13 protein-coding genes are annotated in these 16,627 nt (G+C 59.2%); 7 read left to right on the forward strand and 6 right to left on the reverse strand.

The window, feature by feature from the left end:
- Positions 1-113: 113 nt before the first annotated feature.
- Positions 114-1,784, forward strand: coding sequence for a gamma-glutamyltransferase (ggt, locus tag NPS29_RS22800; protein WP_274135306.1), 1,671 nt, complete (start codon positions 114-116; stop codon positions 1,782-1,784).
- Between the two features lie 196 nt (positions 1,785-1,980).
- Here ggt and NPS29_RS22805 read toward each other — a convergent pair whose 3' ends face one another.
- Complete coding sequence (locus tag NPS29_RS22805) at positions 1,981-3,564, reverse strand: peptide chain release factor 3 (protein WP_274135308.1); 1,584 nt, start codon at positions 3,562-3,564, stop codon at positions 1,981-1,983.
- Between the two features lie 333 nt (positions 3,565-3,897).
- Between NPS29_RS22805 and NPS29_RS22810 the strand changes: the two genes are divergently transcribed.
- From NPS29_RS22810 to NPS29_RS22830, 5 genes are all read left to right on the forward strand, one after another.
- Entirely contained in the window at positions 3,898-4,611 is a 714-nt protein-coding gene (locus NPS29_RS22810; RefSeq protein ID WP_274135310.1) for an ABC transporter permease, read from the forward strand.
- A gap of 24 nt (positions 4,612-4,635) precedes the next feature.
- A complete protein-coding gene (locus NPS29_RS22815) occupies positions 4,636-5,604 on the forward strand; it encodes a glycine betaine ABC transporter substrate-binding protein (protein WP_274135312.1) in 969 nt (322 codons plus the stop codon).
- A complete protein-coding gene (locus NPS29_RS22820) occupies positions 5,601-6,254 on the forward strand; it encodes an ABC transporter permease (protein ID WP_274135314.1) in 654 nt (217 codons plus the stop codon). The genes NPS29_RS22815 and NPS29_RS22820 overlap by 4 nt, the downstream gene beginning before the upstream one ends.
- 11 nt (positions 6,255-6,265) lie before the next feature.
- Entirely contained in the window at positions 6,266-7,435 is a 1,170-nt protein-coding gene (locus NPS29_RS22825) for a betaine/proline/choline family ABC transporter ATP-binding protein (protein WP_274135351.1), read from the forward strand.
- A 482-nt stretch (positions 7,436-7,917) separates the two neighbouring features.
- On the forward strand, positions 7,918-9,081 hold the full coding sequence (locus NPS29_RS22830; RefSeq protein WP_274135315.1) for a type III PLP-dependent enzyme: 1,164 nt from the start codon (positions 7,918-7,920) through the stop codon (positions 9,079-9,081).
- A gap of 66 nt (positions 9,082-9,147) precedes the next feature.
- Here the strand turns inward: NPS29_RS22830 and NPS29_RS22835 are convergent, their stop codons facing one another.
- The 5 genes from NPS29_RS22835 to NPS29_RS22855 all read right to left on the reverse strand — a co-directional run bounded on the left by NPS29_RS22835 (position 9,148) and on the right by NPS29_RS22855 (position 13,993).
- Positions 9,148-9,954, reverse strand: a complete 807-nt coding sequence (locus tag NPS29_RS22835) for a hypothetical protein (protein ID WP_274135316.1) — start codon at positions 9,952-9,954, stop codon at positions 9,148-9,150.
- Between the two features lie 93 nt (positions 9,955-10,047).
- Positions 10,048-11,046, reverse strand: a complete 999-nt coding sequence (locus NPS29_RS22840) for an alpha-xenorhabdolysin family binary toxin subunit B (RefSeq protein ID WP_274135318.1) — start codon at positions 11,044-11,046, stop codon at positions 10,048-10,050.
- Positions 11,046-12,239 carry an alpha-xenorhabdolysin family binary toxin subunit A gene (locus NPS29_RS22845; RefSeq protein WP_274135320.1) on the reverse strand — a complete coding sequence of 398 codons (1,194 nt, stop codon included), beginning with the start codon at positions 12,237-12,239 and terminating at the stop codon, positions 11,046-11,048. The genes NPS29_RS22840 and NPS29_RS22845 overlap by 1 nt, the downstream gene beginning before the upstream one ends.
- 272 nt (positions 12,240-12,511) lie before the next feature.
- A complete protein-coding gene (locus NPS29_RS22850; protein WP_274135321.1) occupies positions 12,512-13,309 on the reverse strand; it encodes a tetratricopeptide repeat protein in 798 nt (265 codons plus the stop codon).
- Between the two features lie 3 nt (positions 13,310-13,312).
- Positions 13,313-13,993, reverse strand: a complete 681-nt coding sequence (locus tag NPS29_RS22855) for a Fe2+-dependent dioxygenase (protein WP_274135322.1) — start codon at positions 13,991-13,993, stop codon at positions 13,313-13,315.
- Between the two features lie 199 nt (positions 13,994-14,192).
- On the opposite strand from NPS29_RS22855, the gene NPS29_RS22860 reads away from it, so the two are divergent.
- On the forward strand, positions 14,193-16,523 hold the full coding sequence (locus NPS29_RS22860; RefSeq protein WP_274135324.1) for a TonB-dependent receptor: 2,331 nt from the start codon (positions 14,193-14,195) through the stop codon (positions 16,521-16,523).
- The last annotated feature ends 104 nt before the right edge of the window (positions 16,524-16,627 follow it).

The following is a 16,627-nucleotide window of genomic DNA, read 5'->3' on the forward strand; positions in this document are numbered from 1 at the left end:
CACATTTCTCGATACACAGCGGCCACCTTCGGGTGGCCGTTTGCGTTAGTCTCGTCAGCATTCAGACAGCCTCCACAGACCAGTCTATTGCATCCCGCAATCAAGGAAGCCCTATGCGCGTCGTGACCCTCAAGACCCTCGCCTTATCGGTAGTCTTTGCCGTCAGTTCCCCGGTTTACGCGGCCATCGTCCTGGAAGGCGGCGCCGTTGCAGCGCCCGATCAGTACGGCGCGCAGGTCGCTGCGCAAATCCTCAAGAAAGGCGGTAACGCTGTCGATGCCGCCGTGGCTACCGCCTTCACCCTGGCCGTGACGTACCCGGAGGCGGGCAATATCGGCGGTGGTGGCTTCATGACCCTATTCATGAACGGTCGGCCCTATTTCATCGACTACCGCGAAACCGCTCCCAAAGCCGCGACCCGCGACATGTACCTGGATGAGAAGGGCGAGGTGATTCCCGGCATGAGCCTGGTGGGCGCTCGCGCTTCGGGCGTGCCGGGCACGGTGCTGGGCTTGTGGGAGGCGCACCGCAAATTCGGCAAGTTGCCCTGGGCCGAACTGCTGACACCGGCCATCGGTTACGCGAAGAACGGTTTCAAGGTCGCCGACAAACAGAACATGTACGGCACCGAGGCCCTCAAGCAGCTCGAGGGCAAGACCAACTTCGCCGATTACTTCGGCACCATGAAAGCCGGCGAACTGTTCCGTCAGCCGGAGCTGGCCCAGACCCTGGAGCGCATCGCCGACAAAGGCGCCAGCGAGTTCTATCAGGGTCAGACTGCCGACCTGCTGGTGGCCCAGATGCAACACGACAACGGCTTGATCACCAAACAGGACCTGGCCGACTACAAGGCCGTGTGGCGCAAGCCGTTGCACGTGAACTTCAACGGCAACACCCTGTACACCGCACCGCTACCCAGTTCCGGCGGCGTGGCGCTGGCGCAACTGATCGGCATCAAGCAGCAACTGGCCGAGGATTTCAAAGGCGTGCCCCTGAACTCGGCGCGTTACGTGCACTTGCTCGCCGAGATCGAGAAGCGGGTGTTTGCCGATCGCGCCAACTATCTGGGCGATCCGGATTTCTCCAAGGCACCAGTGAGCGAACTGACCGATCAGGTCTACCTGGCCCAGCGCGCCCATGAGATAAACCCGACGGCGATTTCCCCGACCGAAAACATCAAGCCCGGGCTCGAATCGCACCAGACCACCCACTTCTCCATCGTCGATGCCAAGGGCAACGCGGTCAGCAACACCTACACCCTGAACTGGGACTACGGCAGTGGCGTGGTGGTCAAGGGCGCGGGCTTCTTGATGAACGACGAGATGGATGACTTCAGTTCCAAACCCGGCGTGGCCAACGCCTTTGGTGTAGTGGGAGGCGATGCCAATGCCATCCAGCCGGGCAAGCGAATGCTTTCATCCATGAGCCCAAGCCTTGTGACCCGCGACGGCGCGGTGACGCTGGTGCTGGGCACGCCGGGTGGCTCGCGGATTTTCACCACGGTGTTTCAGGTGCTCAACAATCTGTATGACTTCAACATGCCGCTCAAGGACGCGGTGGCGGCGCAGCGCGTGCATCACCAGTTGCTGCCCAAGGACACGATCTTCACCGAGCGCTTCGCGCCGATGTCTGCGCAGGTAGCCGACGAGTTGAAGGCGATGGGCTACACGATCAAGGATCAGAACTGGGCGATGGGCAATGTGCAGGCGATCAGGATCAACGGCACGAAGGTCGAAACCGCAGCGGATCCGCGGGGGAGGGGTGTGGGGATGGTGGTGAAGTAACTATCGTTTCGCCTTGAGGGCAACGGCGTTGGTCACCCATTTTGTGACACTAGCCTGGTACCTGTAGGAGTGAGCTTGCTCGCGATGGCGTCCGTTCAGGCAAATTGATGTCGACTGATACACCGCAATCGCGAGCAAGCTCACTCCTACAGGATTGTGTTCGCCGCAAGTTGGCGGCGAACAGCACTAACGCATCTTAATGATGCTCACGCGTCGCGCGGAATTTGATGTCCGGCCAGCGTTCTTCCATCAGGCTCAGGTTCACCCGCGTAGGCGCCAGGTAGGTCAGGTGACCGCCGCCGTCCACTGCCAGGTTTTCCACGGCCTTGTTCTCGAATTCCTCGAGCTTCTTCTTGTCCGCCGAGTCGATCCAGCGGGCAGACCACACGGTGATCGGCTCGTAGGCGCATTCGACCTTGTACTCTTCCTTCAGGCGGCTGGCGACCACATCGAACTGCAGCACACCGACGGCGCCCAGGATGATGTCGTTGCTGCGCTGCGGGAAGAACACCTGGGTGGCGCCTTCTTCGGCCAGCTGTTGCAGGCCCTGACGCAGCTGTTTGGACTTGAGCGGGTCCTTCAGGCGCACGCGACGGAACAGTTCCGGCGCAAAGTGCGGAATGCCGGTGAAACCCAGGGCTTCGCCTTCGGTGAAGGTGTCGCCGATCTGGATCGTGCCGTGGTTGTGCAGGCCGATGATGTCGCCGGCGTAGGCTTCTTCCAGTTGCTCGCGCTCGCTGGAGAAGAACGTCAGGGCGTCACCGATGCGCACGTCCTTGCCGGTGCGCACATGGCGCATCTTCATGCCTTTTTCGTACTTGCCCGAGCAGATGCGCATGAACGCGATACGGTCGCGGTGCTTGGGGTCCATGTTCGCCTGGATCTTGAAGATGAAGCCCGAGAACTTCTCTTCCACCGGCTCCACGCTGCGCTCGTGGGTGGCGCGTGCCAGCGGCAGCGGCGCCCAGTCGACGACGGCGTCGAGTACATGGTCGACCCCGAAGTTGCCCAGTGCGGTACCGAAGAACACCGGGGTCATCTGGCCGTCGAGGAATTCCTGCTGGTTGAATTCATGGCAGGCGCCCTGCACCAGTTCGAGCTGGTCGATGAAGCGATCGTACTCGTCACCCAGGTGGGCGCGGGCTTCGTCGGAATCCAGCTTCTGGATGATCTTGGTTTCGGTGCGCTCGTGACCGTGCCCCGGGGTGTAGACGATGATGTAGTCGCCTGCCAGGTGGTACACGCCTTTGAAGTCGCGGTAGCAGCCGATGGGCCAGGTGATCGGCGCGGCCTTGATCTTGAGCACCGCTTCGATTTCGTCGAGCAGTTCGATCGGGTCGCGAATGTCGCGGTCCAGCTTGTTGATGAAGCTGACGATCGGCGTGTCGCGCAGGCGGCAGACGTCCATCAGGGCGATGGTCCGCGGCTCGACGCCCTTACCACCGTCGAGGACCATCAGCGCCGAGTCGACCGCAGTCAGGGTGCGGTAGGTGTCTTCGGAGAAGTCTTCGTGGCCCGGGGTGTCGAGCAGGTTGATCATGTGTTCGCGATAGGGGAACTGCATGACCGACGTGGTAATGGAAATACCACGCTGCTTCTCCATCTCCATCCAGTCGGACGTCGCATGGCGGTCGGATTTGCGGGATTTCACCGTGCCGGCCACGGAAATGGCCTTGCCCATGAGCAAGAGCTTTTCGGTGATGGTGGTCTTACCGGCGTCGGGGTGAGAAATAATGGCGAAAGTGCGGCGTTTCGCGACTTCGGCGGCCTGTCTGGTCATGGGAAATCGCCTGAGAGGTGATTCAAAAAAGGGCGGCGATTATAGCCCAAACCAATCCAATATCCGAACCGTTCAGTCGATCAAGGGTGGCCAAATACCATCTTACGTGGGAACCTTTGCGGTTGTGGAGACGTCCACTTCCTGGCAATGCAAACTGCCAAGGGTTGCAAAATCAGCAAGTTAGCTTGACGAAGCTGCGCTCATGGCTCGTGAAATCGCCCAGGTTAACCCTTAACCGGCGACCCACCCGCTGCTCTTCGCGAACGCTGGCAGATGGCCTGAAAAGGACCGTCACGTGCCAGACGTACGCCGACTGAAATAAGGAGTCCGCCCGTGGCTAATCGCTATGGCAAGGGGCTGATGGGAGGTGTGATCGTCATCGCACTCCTGGCCCTGCTGGTCCAATGGATCGGCATCGACACGCTCAAGCAGTATCAGGATGATCTGCTGTTTTATCTGCAAGCCCACGTGATGCTGGTACTGGCATCGATGCTGGCGGCACTGGTGGTCGGAATCCCGACCGGCATTGTGCTCAGCCGACCGAACATGGTTGGCCGCGCCGAACGCTTCATGCAGATCTTCAATATCGGTAACACCGTTCCTCCTCTCGCGGTACTGGCCATTGCTCTGGGCGTCCTGGGCATCGGCAGTGGGCCTGCGATCTTCGCTTTGTTCCTCGCCTCTCTGTTGCCCATCGTGCGCAACACCTACGAAGGCCTCAAAAACGTTCAGGGTTCCCTCAAGGAAGCTGCCACGGGCATCGGCATGACACCGCGTCAGGTGTTGTGGCGCGTCGAGCTGCCCAATGCCGTGCCGATCATGATCGGCGGCGTGCGGGTGGCGCTGGCGATCAACGTCGGCACCGCGCCGCTGGCCTTCCTGATCGGCGCCAACAGCCTTGGCAGCCTGATCTTCCCTGGCATCGCCCTGAACAATCAGCCTCAGCTTGTGCTGGGTGCCGCGTGTACCGCGCTGCTGGCCCTGTTGCTCGATGGCGCCGTGACCCTGGCGAGTCGTGTCTGGCTGGAACGTGGCCTGGCTCGCTAACGGGCCGCAGAGAAAGGAATTCAGATGAAAAAGTTATGCACATTAATACTGGGCGCAGGCCTGATGTTGTCTGGCGTTGTCCAGGCGGCTGACGCTGCGGCCGAGCGCCCGGTGCTGCGAATCGGCGCACGGGTCTTTACCGAACAGACGATTCTGGCCGAGCTGACCGCGCAATACCTGCGCGACAAGGGCTATCAGGTACAGATCACTGGCGGCCTGGGCAGCAACCTGGCACGCAGCGCCCAGGAATCCGGCCAACTGGACATGCTCTGGGAATACACCGGGGTGTCGCTGGTGGCCTACAACCATGTCGACGAAAAACTCGACAGCGACCAGACCTACCAGCGGGTCAAGGAGCTGGACGCGAAGAAGGGCCTGGTCTGGCTGTCGCCGTCCAAATTCAACAACACCTATGCGCTGGCGGTGCCGGACAACGTCGCGAAGAAATACCCGCAGATCAACAACGTCTCCGACCTGACAACCTTGCTCAAGGATGAGGCCAAGGAGGGTCATATCGTCGCGCTCGACACCGAGTTCGCCAACCGTTCGGACGGTCTGGTGGGCATGGTCAAGCACTACGACATGAACCTGAGCCGTGAAAACACTCGTCAGATGGACGCAGGGCTGGTCTACACCGCACTGCGCAACGGGCAGGTCTTCGCAGGGCTGGTGTACACCACCGACGGCCGCCTGAACGCTTTCAAACTCAAGGTGCTGGCCGACGACAAGCACTACTTCCCGGACTACACCGCAGCGCCGGTGGTTCGCAAGGAGTACCTGGACAAGCACCCGCAACTGGCCGAGCAACTCAAGCCACTGGCCGCGCTGCTGGATAACCAGACCATGATCGACCTGAATGCGCGCATCGACGTCAATCATGAAAGTCCTACCGTCGTGGCGGCAGATTTCCTGCGCAGCCATCCGATCAATCCTTCCGCCGAGAGCGTGCCGATCAAGCAGACGCCGGTGGAGAAACAGGAGGAGAAACTATGAGCTTCTTGAGCGCTTTCTCCCATCTGGACTGGAACCAGGTCTTTCACCTGACCCTGCAACACATCACGCTGGTGGGCATCGCGGTGTCGCTGGCGATTCTGATTGGCGTGCCGCTGGGCATCTTCATGACGCGCTTCCCGGCGCTCGCAGGTCCCCTGCAGGCCAGCGCCACCGTGCTGCTGACCATCCCGTCGATTGCCCTGTTCGGGTTGCTGCTGCCGTTCTACTCCAAATTCGGCCAGGGCCTTGGGCCGCTGCCGGCAATCACCGCGGTGTTTCTGTATTCGCTGCTGCCGATCATGCGTAACACCTACCTGGCGTTGACCGGTGTCGAGCCCGGCATTCGTGAAGCGGCCCGTGGCATCGGCATGACCTTCGGCCAGCGCCTGCGCATGGTCGAGTTGCCGATTGCCGTGCCGGTGATCCTCGCCGGTGTTCGTACCGCCGTGGTCATGAACATCGGCGTCATGACCATCGCCGCCACCATTGGTGCCGGTGGCCTCGGTGTGCTCATCCTCGCTTCCATCAGCCGCAGCGACATGTCGATGCTGATCGTCGGCGCCGTACTGGTCAGCATCCTGGCCATCTTCGCCGACCTGCTTCTGCAATGGCTGCAACGCTCGCTGACTCCAAAAGGACTGCTCAAATGACTGGCAAAACCATGATCGAACTGCAAGACCTCACCAAGACTTTCCAGAGCAACGGCAAGGAAGTGAAGGCCGTCGATTCCGTGAGCCTGACCGTGAATGAAGGCGAAATCTGCGTGTTCCTGGGACCATCGGGTTGCGGCAAGAGCACCACGCTGAAAATGATCAACCGCCTGATCATGCCGACCTCGGGCAAGGTGCTGATCAACGGTGAAGACACCACGCAACTGGACGAAGTGACCCTGCGCCGCAACATCGGCTACGTGATCCAGCAGATCGGCCTGTTCCCCAACATGACCATCGAGGAAAACATCGTCGTGGTGCCCAAGCTGCTGGGCTGGGACAAGAAGCGCTGCCACGACCGGGCCCGCGAGCTGATGAGCATGATCAAGCTCGAGCCCAAGCAGTACCTGCATCGCTACCCGCGCGAGCTGTCCGGTGGGCAGCAACAGCGCATTGGGGTGATTCGTGCGCTGGCCGCCGAGGCGCCGTTGCTGTTGATGGATGAGCCTTTCGGCGCGGTGGACCCGATCAACCGCGAGATGATCCAGAACGAGTTCTTCGAGATGCAGCGGGCGCTGAACAAGACCGTGATCATGGTCAGCCACGACATCGACGAGGCCATCAAACTGGGCGACAAGATCGCGATCTTCCGCGCCGGCAAACTGTTGCAGATCGACCACCCGGACACCCTGCTGGCCCATCCGGCGGACGAGTTCGTCAGCAACTTCGTCGGCCAGGACAGCACCCTCAAGCGCCTGTTGCTGGTCAAGGCCGAAGACGCCGCCGACAACGCGCCGTCGGTCAGCCCCGAAACCCCGGTGGCCGATGCGCTGGAAGTGATGGACGAAAACGACCGCCGCTACGTGGTTGTCACCGACGCCGACAACAAGGCCAAAGGCTACGTGCGCCGCCGCGACCTGCACCGCCAGAGCGGCACCTGCGAGCAGTACCTGCGCCCGTTCAACGCCACCGCCGCCTACGACGAACACCTGCGCATCCTGCTGTCGCGGATGTACGAGTTCAACCGCGCCTGGCTGCCGGTGCTCGATGCCGAGAATGTGTTCCTGGGCGAGGTGACGCAGGAGTCGATTGCGGCTTACCTGAGTTCCGGGCAGTCGCGGGGCAAGAAGACCAGTATCGTTTCGCCAGCGGAAGTGGCGGAGCAGGCGGCTTCGGTTTGAACTGACGGAAGGAAACAGGCCCCTGTGGGAGTGAGCTTGCTCACGAAGGCTGATTGTCAGACCTATACATCTGATTCGGATGTACTGGCCTCTTCGTGAGCAAGCTCACTCCCACAGGACTGTGCGTCTCTAACAGAACGCATATCCTGATCCAGGGGAACATCGTCCTGTCACATCGGTCGGTTACTACAGGGTGATTGAACAGATGCTGATGCCCGTCTGGAAAAAACGGGCAGAAAAGCGACATTTTTTGTTGATCTTGAACCCCTCAGGTCCTACAGTTCGCGCCGAACGTCCATGCTGGAAACGATCCATCCGGCTCAAGTACTGACGACGAGACAGCAAGGCCAAGGGAACCCGCGTCCCATGGCCTTTTTGCTTTCGGTCAACGGCCTTGGGAAGTAGGCGAACCAAAGTGGGGATACGGAGGACGTTCATTTGCACCCATTGTTTTTTACCGTTTGCCAACAGGAGTCCCCCGCATGTCGATTCAGGTCGAAGACTATTTCGAGAAAAACACCTTCGCTAAAATGAAGGCGTTCGCCGACAAGCAAGAAACCCCGTTCGTGCTCATCGACACCGCGATGATCAGCCAGGCCTACGATGACCTGCGCGCAGGTTTCGAATTCGCCAAGGTGTACTACGCGGTCAAGGCCAACCCGGCCGTCGAAATCATCGACCTGCTCAAGGAAAAAGGCTCGAGCTTCGACATCGCCTCGATCTACGAGCTGGACAAGGTGCTGGGCCGTGGCGTTGGCCCGGATCGCATCAGCTACGGCAACACCATCAAGAAATCCAAGGACATCCGTTACTTCTTCGACAAGGGCGTGCGTCTGTACGCGACCGACTCCGAAGCCGACCTGCGCAACATCGCCAAGGCCGCGCCGGGCTCGAAAGTCTACGTGCGTATCCTCACCGAAGGCTCGACCACGGCTGACTGGCCTCTGTCGCGCAAATTCGGCTGCCAGACCGACATGGCCATGGACCTGCTGATCCTGGCCCGTGACCTGGGCCTGGTGCCTTACGGCATCTCCTTCCACGTAGGTTCGCAACAGCGCGACATCTCCGTGTGGGACGCCGCGATCGCCAAAGTGAAGGTGATTTTCGAGCGCCTGAAGGAAGAAGACGGCATCGAACTCAAGCTGATCAACATGGGTGGCGGCTTCCCGGCCAACTACATCACCCGTACCAACAGCCTTGAAACCTACGCCGAGGAAATCATCCGCTTCCTCAAGGAAGACTTCGGTGACGACTTGCCGGAAATCATTCTGGAGCCGGGCCGTTCGTTGATCGCCAACGCCGGTATTCTGGTCAGCGAAGTGGTACTGGTTGCGCGCAAGTCCCGCACCGCCGTCGAGCGTTGGGTGTACACCGACGTGGGCAAATTCTCCGGCCTGATCGAAACCATGGACGAAGCCATCAAGTTCCCGATCTGGACCGAGAAGAAAGGCGAAGTGGAAGAAGTCGTGATTGCAGGTCCAACCTGCGACAGCGCCGACATCATGTACGAGAACTACAAGTACGGCCTGCCATTGAACCTGGCCATCGGTGACCGCCTGTACTGGCTGTCCACCGGCGCGTACACCACCAGCTACAGCGCCGTTGAATTCAATGGCTTCCCGCCGCTGAAGTCGTTCTACGTGTAATACGCTGTTGCATCATGAGAAACCCGCGAGAGATCGCGGGTTTTTTATTGGGTGGCTTGCGGGGTGTCATGGGCGTCGCAGCGCCAGAATTTCAGCGCAATAGCGTTGAGCCTGTGTTGCCTGGAGTTGTATCACTTCCAGATCCGCCCTGAATCGGCGAAGCGTTCCAAGATCGAGCAACAAATTGAAATGTTGATTGATCCCGCCAACCAGCGTACTGATCCTGCTCTGTTGGGCCATGAGATTGGCCATGCCATTCATGCCAAAGGTGTAATGACGATGGGCCTCTGTCCGCATATCGCGAGCGGTCTTCAACCGATTCGCCGGAAGATTCAAGCGTTCGGCAATCTGCAATTGCGCTGACATGAAGTCGAGAATCCGGGGCAGGACCTGGCCAAAGCTTTTGCGCGTAGCATTGAAAAGCGCCCGGTTGAAGACGGCGTAAGTTGCCCCCTGGCCCATCATTCTGACGTGGTAGTCGTACGCTTGCAGACAATGGGTAATCGGACGCAGGGCAGAGGCAGGCGGTGGCCCAGGTGGTGCTGGAATTCTGCTCAACGTTGCTGCAAGCCCGTCCGGATCTGCCGTTGACGGCGGTTGGATCTGTGGGATCAGGTAGTCGAAGAAGTACAGTGCATCGACCAGTATTTGATGAAGTTGCCGATAGCTAACCTCGTAATATCCCCCCCTCCATACCGCCATCTGCCGCTGCCCCTCCAGCATGTCCGATAAGGGGGCGGCCGGTTTTAGAAAGTCTGGAAGTGTGAACAGTGCAGCGTTGAACTGTTTGACTCTGTCTGGGGCATCCGCCAGGAACGAAACACAATCTTCAATTTCGTCGAACTGCTCCTGTGTAATAAAGGTTGCGCTCATATCTCCTCCTTGAGATGTGGCGAAGCCAGAACGATGCACGAGTCATCGTTCTGGCAAGTATCGAAGTGATACCCTGAAGCTAACGTGCAGGTGTCAGCCGAAGACCTTCACATGCTTGGCCAAGGCCTCGACATCAACGATAAACTGATTCACAGCGTCGTCGTTCTCTGCCGCAACCTTTTTATGGACGCTGAGAAACGACCGGCTCGACTGCATGATCTTTTCAAACTCGCCGACGTAGTCCACCCGGTGCTCATCGAACGTATGGCTGGCGTTGATCAACTCCTCTTTCTGGTGAATCAAGCGCAGCTTGTCCATTTTATCCATGCCGCACTTGACCAGGTCGTCGATCTGCTTACGGACGACATTGCGTGCTTCCACCAGATCGAGGAAGTTCAGGAACGACTCGAGTTGCTTCAGGATGTCCTGTGCCATCTCGATGGCTTTTTCCAGGGCGGCAGCTTCAGGGCCGCCTTTGGCAAGGGCGGCAAGCGCCTTGGCATCCAGCAGAGTCTCCTTGCCGACTTCGACAAAGTCCTTGGACTCGATCAACGCAATCGCTTCGCTCAGATCACGGCGTTTCTGCTCAAGCTCCGCCTGGCGCTCCTCAATGCCCTGGATTTCACCAGGCAGACGCTCCTTGTCTTCTGCCAGTTGAACAAGATGTCTGGTCGTGACACTACGGTCCACGGTTTCACCCAAAGGCGAAAACAGAGTGTTCAGAACGGTCTGGTGTTTGCTGACGATGTCGACAATCACATTGATTCGTTGATCGATGTCTTCCAGGATTTCCTCTCGATCAGAGTCTGGGGCGCCGTCGAGTTCCTTTTGATAACCCCGCAGTGTTCGAACGTTGACGCCGACTTTGGTATCCAGAGTCTGGACCGCTTCGCGCAGTTTGAAATCCGCATCGCGCAGGGCGTTGTCGACACGCACCACGCCTGCATGCAGCATGGGCAGGTAGTCGGTCTGGATAAAAAGGCGTTTGACATCGATGGTCGAGTTGTTCGCATGCTGGGATGCCAGGCGCAGCGCGGTAACATCCAGTTCGGGGTAATCGACGTTGGAGGGAAAGTAGGTAATATTGCTCATCATTGATCTCCGTATTCTTCTCTGAATTCCCGGTCTGCCTGTGCAAACACGTCCAGTAACTTTTGGGCGTCCACTTCAATGGTTTCCCAAGGCTTCACTACCAGTTCGAACTGATTCTTGAATCGGCGCATGGACAGGCCGTCGTTGATGCCATCGACTTCACTGACAGACTCGGCAATGAACGTGCCCAGCTTGTTCCAGACAGTGATCAGGTTCTTGGTAGCGATATCGGCGTCGATAACGATCAGGTCCAGGTCCTGCATGTCCATGCGAACCCGGCCCAGGGATGCCAGAATCCGGTTTTTCGTTTCCATGCGTGCAATGTCGGCTTCCTGATCCTTGCGCATCTTGTTGCGCTCCTTGCGGATCTTTTCGGCTTCGACACTGGAATAGATCATCACAATCAGATTGCCCTGGCCCGCCGCTTCAAGGGCCTTGTTGACCATCTTTTTGTATTCTTCGGTTTTTTCCTGAATATCCTTGGCGCGGTTATCAATCTTTGTTTGCAGTGCCCTGATTTCGACATCCAGATTGTTATTGTCGATGCACGCCAGTCTGAGCTTGACTTCCGGGGCGACGCGATTGGCCAACTGGTACCCGAATGCGTCCAGGCGCGCCTTGATGCCCAGCGCTTCTGCCTCGCGCTCGCGCACCTTGTCCAGAATCTTGTCCAGGTAATAACCCAGGTCGTCTTTGTCTGCCGGGTCTATGCCTGGAAACTTGATGCCCAGTTCAAGTTCAACCCTGCGCAAGTCTTCCAGGGTTTTGATGTCGTATTTCTCGACGAGCCCAAGCGCTTTGATATCGTCGAGCACTTCACCCATGCTCTTGCCATACACTTGCATGGAGCCTGCAAACACCACCAGTTTGTCACTGACGGTCAGCAGGTCCGTGCGCAGTGGGTTCCACAGGCTGGCGTGGCCATGAATGAGTTTGAACGAGCCCTGGAAGTCCACGGCTTCCAGTCCGTTGCCTGCGCCGCTTTCATAACCCAGGTAGTTGATGACATCTTTCAACTGGGTAGGAAGTGCAAGGCCTTTGAGCTCGTAGCGTTTGAGGTTGATAAGTTGATCTTTGGTCAGAATCAGACCACTGTCCCGGGTTTCGCTGTCCGCTGTTCCCACCGACTGGCTGAAGAACATTGCCGGATCAGCGGCGGCATCGTCCACGATGCGTTGAATCGATTGAGGCATGATCATTAATCCTTTAATGACGGTTGTTGAGTTGCCTGGTGTGCAGTCATGAGTTGCTGTGTGAAGTTGCCTGCACGCTTGAAGACTAAGTTGTCATTCGATTAACGTCAAAGTGAAAACGTATTCTTACTTTGTAGGAATTTTCGGGTGCGAAAAGTTACAAATAGCCAGAGCCTTGATTGGCAAGGCTGGAAGGAAGTTTTGAAACATCTACTTGTGCAATTGGAAAAGACGTCGCTCTATAACATTAAGTTTCGAGCGACTGTTTTACTCTATTGATCAGTCTCTGAAAGCCGGGCAAATTCTGCCTTGTCGCTGCCATCGCCCAATTGCGCAGCGCGCTCGTGATACCTGATTGCCATTGCACGAACATCAGGATGGGCAGCGTCCAGCAGCGCCTTGCGGCTGACGCGAAGAAAATTCAGGTTGCCGATGCGCAAGGCGGTTTCCAGCCAGATGAGCGCCTGTTCGATCCGGCCCTGATCCACCAGCACGGCGGCGTGACTGAACTGCCCACGAAAATCCCCGCCTTCGGCTGCGCGTCGATACCAGTCGTGGGCCGCTGGCAGGTCGCGCTCGCAACACACACCCTCTTCCAGATAGCGGCCCAGCATGTTCATCGACTTGGCGTGGCCCAGGTGCGCCGCCCTGGTGTAGCAGGCCAGTGCCCGGGCCTGATCCTTGTTGACCCCGCGGCCGGTGGCCAGCAGGTTGCCGTAGTTGTAGAAGCCCCAGTCCAGCTCGGCTTCTGCGGCCTGGCGGTAGAATTCGGCGGCCCTGGCGGCGTCCGGTTCGCAGCCCCAGCCATGTTCATGGCAGCGCCCGGCCATGTTGGTGGCCATGGCATGGCCGTTGCGCGCGGCGATCTGGAACCAGGTCAGGGCCAGTGCGGCGTCCTGTTCGATGCCGGTGCCGTCCAGCAGGATCTGTCCGAGCAGGGCCTGGGCGTCGGGAAGGTTCCGTTGCGCCGCCATGAGGATTGCCTTGGCGGCACTGGCGGGGTTGTCCTGCAGCATGGCGCGCAGTTGGTCGCCATCGAGCACATCGTCACGTCGCAGCGTCCAGTTCATCGATCAGACCTCGACCCATTGGCGCAGCAGGTTGTGGTAGGTGCCGGTGAGCTGGATCAGCGAGGGGTGGTCGGGCACGTCGCGGCTCAGTTGCTGGATGGCACTGTCCATTTCAAACAGCAGCGTGCGGTGGCCGTCGTCGCGCACCAGGCTCTGGGTCCAGAAAAACGAAGCGTAACGCGCACCACGGGTCACGGCGTTGACCTTGTGCAGGCTGGTGGCGGGGTAGAGCAGCAAATCGCCGGCGGGCAGTTTGACCTGGCGGGTGCCGAAGGTGTCCTGGATCACCAGTTCGCCGCCGTCGTAATCGTCGGGGTCGCTGAAGAACAGCGTCGACGACAGGTCGGTACGCACCCGTTCGATGTTGCCCCTGGCCTGGCGCACGGCGTTGTCGATGTGGAAGTCGAAGCTGCCGCCGCCGGTGTAGCAGTTGAGCAGGGGCGGGAAGACCTTGTGCGGCAGCGCGGCCGACATGAACAGCGGGTTCTGCCACAAGCGTTCGAGCATCGCCGCGCCGATTTCCTTGGCCAGCGGATGGCCTTCGGGCAGCTGCAGATTGTGCTTGGCCTTTGCCGACTGGTGGCCGGCGGTGATCTTGCCGTCGGCCCAGTCGGTCTGCTCCAGCGCCTGACGGATGCGCAGCACTTCCTCGCGGGTAAACAGGCCAGGGATGTGCAGGAGCATGAAGACGCCACTCATTATCGAAAAAGGTAGCGAATGGTAGTGATTCTTATTGGATGTGTAAAACCCGCGCGGACGCGTGGACGAACGAGGGTGAAAAATCCGTAAAGCGAAATTGTAAAGAATGTAAGTTATCTGCAAATACAAATTACTCTCATCTATATTCCGCGACCTCTACATTCCTTGGGGAAGGAAAATCACGATGTCGCGCCTCTCGCTCCAACCGTCTGTCAGTTCACCACGGCTTCTCGTTTCGGCGATTGGCATGGCCGTCACCGCAATGTCCGCGTCGCAGATGGCCCATGCCGCCGACGAAGCCGAGAACGCCAAGGGCGGTGCCATCTCGCTGGGCGCGACCAGCATCACCGGCGAAGCCCAGGAATCGAAGGACTACAAGACCGAGAAGAGCGCGTCGCAGAAATACACCGCACCGCTGTCGGACACGCCACGTTCGGTCACTGTGATTCCTCAGCAGGTACTGAAGGACACCGCAGCCACTTCGCTGCAGGACGCGCTGCGTACCGTGCCGGGCATCACCTTCGGTGCCGGTGAAGGCGGTAACCCGCAGGGCGACCGTCCGTTCATTCGCGGCTTCGACGCCCAGGGCGACACCTATATCGACGGCGTGCGTGACACCGGTGCCCAGAGCCGCGAAATCTTCGACATCGAATCGATCGAAGTGAGCAAGGGCCCGAACTCGGCCTTTGGCGGACGCGGCTCGGCGGGCGGCAGCATCAACCTGGTCAGCAAGTTGCCCAAGGCCAACGACTTCACCGAAGGCAGCTTCACCTACGGCACCGACCAGACCCGCCGCTACACCCTGGACGTGAACCGCAAGTTCCTCGACACCGCAGCGTTCCGCCTGAACCTGATGAGCCACGAGCAGAACGTCGCCGGTCGTGACGCCATCAACTACGACCGTTGGGGCGTAGCGCCGTCGGTGACCTTCGGCTTGGGCACTGAAAACCGCCTGAACCTCAGCTACTACCATGTGGAAGGCAACGACCTGCCGGATTCGGGCATTCCCTACGGTTACGGTTCGACCTCGGCCACCGCTGTGCATGTGCACGACAAACCCACCGACGGCGGCAACAGCAACAACTTCTATGGCCTGAAGGACCGTGACTTCCGCAAGACACGCAGCGACATCTCGACCATCAGCTTCGAGCATGACTTCAACGAAGACATGACGCTGAAAAACACCTTCCGCCACGGCAACGTCGGCCAGGACTACATCCTGACCCAGCCGGACGACAGCCAGCACAACGTCAACACCCGTGGCACCGTCTGGCGCCGTGCCAACGCCCGGGTCAGCACCACTGAAACCACCACCAACCAGACCGACCTGTTCGGCCAGTTCCAGTTGCTTGGCCTGAAGAACAGCTACTCCACCGGTATCGAACTGACCCGTGAAGTGAGCAAGGTCAGCGGCTACACCTTCGCCAACCCGGCCAACACCAACCCGACCGCAGCTTCGCCTGGCGGCGTGGGCTGCCAGGTGGGTGAAGTCTACGGCGGCACCTGTACTTCGCTGGCCAATCCGAACCCCGATGACGATTACACCGGCACCATCGCGCGCAACTACAAAGGCACCAACACCATCGGCTTCACCCGTTCGGTGTATGCCTTCGACACCATCGAGCTGAGCCCGCAGTGGCAGGTCAACCTGGGCACGCGTTTCGACAGCTTCGACACCAAGGCCAAGACCGACAGCCTCACTGCCGCGACCACCCGCAGCAAGAACACCAGCAATTTCTGGAACTGGCAGGCCGGTGTGGTCTACAAGCCGGTTGAAAACGGCAGCATCTATACCTCGTTCGCCACCTCGGCCACTCCGCCGGGCGGCATGCTCAACGAAGGTATCGACGGCAACGGACTGGTGGCTGACGGCAGCATCGTGAGCAGCGACCTGGAACCGGAAACCACCAAGAACTACGAGCTGGGCACCAAGTGGGACTTCCTCAATGATCGCCTGTCGCTGACCGCGGCGGTGTTCCGCACCGAGAAGACCAACACCCGTGTGCTGGTGAGCAACAACACCTACGCCAACGCCGGCGAGAGCCGTGTCGATGGTGTGGAACTGTCGGCCAGCGGCAAGATCACCGATCAGTGGCAGGTCTTCGCCGGCTACAGCTACCTGGACAGCGAACTGGTCGATCCGGGCGCCAACGGCAACACCCGCACCAATACCGTGATCGCCGGCGCCAACCCGAACAAGGGCAACGAGCTGCCTAACACGGCCAAGCACAGCGCCAGCCTGTGGACCACCTACGACATCACGCCGAAGCTGACCGTTGGCGGTGGCGCGTTCTACGTCGGTGAAGTCTGGGGTGATACGGCCAACACCGTTTACGTACCGTCCTACACCCGTTACGACGCCATGGCTTCGTACAAGCTGACCAAGAACGTCGATCTGCAACTGAACGTGCAGAACCTGACCGACAAGACCTACTACGACAAGGCCTACGCGGCGCACTTCGCCAACCAGGCAGCCGGTCGCACGGCGTTGCTGACCACCAGCTTCCACTTCTAAGCAGCATGAGTGGAAAAGCCCCGCTTGCCATTGGTGAGCGGGGCTTTTGCGTGAAGAGCATGGTTACGCTTTTGATTCTGGCCGAAGGCCGTAGGAGCTGGCTT

This window comes from Pseudomonas putida (assembly GCF_028682175.1).
Taxonomy (GTDB): Bacteria; Pseudomonadota; Gammaproteobacteria; order Pseudomonadales; family Pseudomonadaceae; genus Aquipseudomonas; species Aquipseudomonas putida_AD.